The 2,903-nt window shown below is 39.7% G+C and carries 3 protein-coding genes; 2 read left to right on the top strand and 1 reads right to left on the bottom strand.

Annotated features, from left to right (window positions below; genetic code table 11):
- Positions 1-95: 95 nt before the first annotated feature.
- Positions 96-446, bottom strand: coding sequence for a hypothetical protein (locus HXW94_RS18445; RefSeq protein ID WP_178368357.1), 351 nt, complete (start codon positions 444-446; stop codon positions 96-98).
- A 1,001-nt stretch (positions 447-1,447) separates the two neighbouring features.
- On the opposite strand from HXW94_RS18445, the gene HXW94_RS18450 reads away from it, so the two are divergent.
- Positions 1,448-2,113, top strand: a complete 666-nt coding sequence (locus tag HXW94_RS18450; RefSeq protein WP_178368358.1) for a hypothetical protein — start codon at positions 1,448-1,450, stop codon at positions 2,111-2,113.
- A gap of 99 nt (positions 2,114-2,212) precedes the next feature.
- Positions 2,213-2,803 carry a hypothetical protein gene (locus tag HXW94_RS18455; protein ID WP_178368359.1) on the top strand — a complete coding sequence of 197 codons (591 nt, stop codon included), beginning with the start codon at positions 2,213-2,215 and terminating at the stop codon, positions 2,801-2,803.
- Positions 2,804-2,903 lie beyond the last annotated feature (100 nt).

The raw sequence follows: 2,903 nt of genomic DNA on the forward strand, positions 1-2,903 counted from the left end.
TAAGATTGTTAGTAATGGAAAATTAAAGCGCATAATATTTCACTTGAAACGTTATGCTTTGGGAGAGACCCCCGCTATTTAGAAAATGGCGTAAGCTATATATTTGTATAGCAAAAAATGCATCGGATCGCCATAGATGTGCATCCATCTACATCGTAATCAGTGAAAATAAGAATCGTTTCATCATTATAAATGGCTTTTACGATTCTGTCTACGGCGGTCGGGACCCCAGCCATGGTCATCGCAGGTTGGATTGCATCAAGGCTGAATTCAAAAATATTTTTATTAAAAACGTCTTTTCTTCCAGCGATGAGTCTTGCGATGATTTCCGGATATCCGGCATCAATGCATGAGGTATAGACATCTTGGTTTAAGCTTCTTTCTTTGATGAGCACAATTCGAAAATCCTTTAAAGATAATGCATTTAAGGTGTTAATGCCATTCATAACGCATCAACTCGAAATTGAACATGAAATGACTATCATTTTTATTTTGAGAAAAAAAGCTCTTTCTCATAAAAAAATGTAAGGATTATTTTTATCATATTCCATATGAGTACTTTTGATAACTTTAGGCTAATTTAATAGGCTTGACTCGACTTTGTTGGGACTTTTAACCCTTGATCTGGTGGTCCCTTGGGAATGGCGTAAGACACATTAAAAACTTTTGAGATATGCTGTATATTTTTTAAAAAACAAAAAAAATTAATAAAATTTTATCAAAATGTTCTGGAACCCCAAATTTTATGGCCGGTTTCTATACAGAATCTTACTCAGATAGTATAAAACGCCCCTTCTTCCAGCTATGCTGCAAAAAAATAGTACCTGGCATGCCAGAAAAAACCTACCATTAATCCCCCCGCCAAAAGTCAACGAAAAAAGTCCCCCAGAACAATATACCCTTGGCTTGTATAAAACCCCTCACTGGCAAATATCTGCATCCAAAGCCGGTACGTTTGTTATAGCAAGGCCACCCTTCGCCGTGCGTTCCCTCCAAATGAAGTGGATAGAAAATGGAATTTGAACAACTCTTTTGATAACGGTTGTCAACTGGTCAATTATCCTCCTTCAGGAGTAATAAATATATAGTATAGGAATATCCATACAACTGATTATTGTAGGCCGTGCGTTTGAGAATTATAATTGGGCATCTTATTTCGTGCTATCTCCTAAATTCTTTGTTTTTGTGATTTTAATTTATTGTTTGACAATATTGTATTTATAGACTAACAAAGATGAAACAATAACGTTGATTTTAGCTGCATGGCAACGCTGGCCTTGAAATCACATACTTTATAACGTCGAAAGGAAATAATGCCATGTCTTTCAAAACAATTCTAATTCAAACTCCCGCAATTACTTTATCCGGTTGATCCTTTGACCGCCTCCTGACCGTCTTACAAATATTTTTTAATTCTTATTTAGAGCTTCAACAAAAGGAAAATATAATGAGAAAGCTGATCAATTTTGGTGTGTTTTTATTTACCTTAGGCATTTTCTGTGGTTGTACAGTAGCCGTACAGCCAAGACTCAATTCAAGCCTGGGTATGGATGCTTTTGAAAATATGAAATCCATTGATTTGCACGATGTGGATGTGGCCTTGTATTTTGATCCAAAGCTCAAAGATCTGAAAGTCAATCAAAAACTTAAAATGGGGGAGTTTACTTTTGATATCGGCAGATCCTTTTCTGCTAAATTTTTAAAGGCTTTGGCCTATAGTTTCAAGACCATCCATTTGTCCGGCACCCCCGCATATAAAGGAACGGAATCCATCGACGCCATTGTCAGGGTCACTCTGGAAGATGTGGATATGAATATGGGTGTAAAGTCCGGTTTTGCAACTGTTTCCACAGAAACGTATACCCGCCTTTCCATCAGGGCCGAAATTTATGACCAAAAGGAAAAACGGGTTGTATGGGTCGGGACAACCCAGGCCAAAGAATCAGGTAAACATGAAGAAATGGGGCAGATGACTTATCAGGAAGCCGGCCGGGGCATTGCTTGTTCGGTTGATACCACAGTTGATAAAGCCATCGGTAATCTTATCAATCAAATGTCCAAATCCTCGAACCTGAGTAAGTATATTTCCACCTGGGAACAAAACAAAGGCTGATCATTCATGAATTTCCTTTTAAGATTTAGCTTCTTTTTCCTATGCGTATTGTTAATCGCTGGTTGCGCAGCGCCATTAAAAACAGATACGGTTTCTTTTTTGCCTCCATCAGCATATCCTGGCGCAAAGGAAATTGACGGGTTGAAATTGGTGGTGGTGCCTGTGGATTCACCGAGAAAATTAAAAGAAACATTTGGAACGGACTTGAAAGCTGCCAATATCATTCCGTTTCATTTGATCGTTGAAAACAGCGGCCGGAAAGAATTTGAAATTACCCAGCAGCAGATGTTCGGTATCAGCGAAAACGGCGAGTATACGGTTGCATATAATCTAAATAAAGCAGCAGAGCATGTGCGCAGTTCATCCATTGGAACCACGGCTGTAACCAATGCTGTTGCAGGCGCCATCGCCGGCGTTGCTGTTGGTGCAGCCGTCGGGGCCACGGCAGGGCACATAGCTGATGATACTTCCCAGGGTGCGGAGACCGGTGCCTTAATAGGCGGTACGGTTGGTGCGACCTCAGGGGCGGGTGCCGGGCTGTCCGATTCATATACGGTGAAATTTAAAAAAGAACTGGCCAACCTGGCCTTTGAGGACAGGGTCGTATATCCCGGTGATATTCAGCAAGGCTTCATTTATTTTAAATGGCAGAATTATCGGAAACAATGGTTCGGACAGTTTTTAGCGTAGTGTTGTAAAAAAAGCTGGACAAGAGTTCTCCAAAATTGAGAAAAAGTTTTATTGAGAAATAAAATTTTCATATCAAACTAAGGAGAACCCTATGGAGACA

The sequence above is a fragment of the Desulfobacter latus genome, from assembly GCF_013389365.1.
GTDB lineage: Bacteria > Desulfobacterota > Desulfobacteria > Desulfobacterales > Desulfobacteraceae > Desulfobacter > Desulfobacter latus.

Coding starts and splice junctions, on each gene's coding strand:
- HXW94_RS18445 (WP_178368357.1), bottom strand. CDS start 446: ATGAATGGCATTAACACCTTAAATGCATTATCTTTAAAGGATTTTCGA.
- HXW94_RS18450 (WP_178368358.1), top strand. CDS start 1,448: ATGAGAAAGCTGATCAATTTTGGTGTGTTTTTATTTACCTTAGGCATT.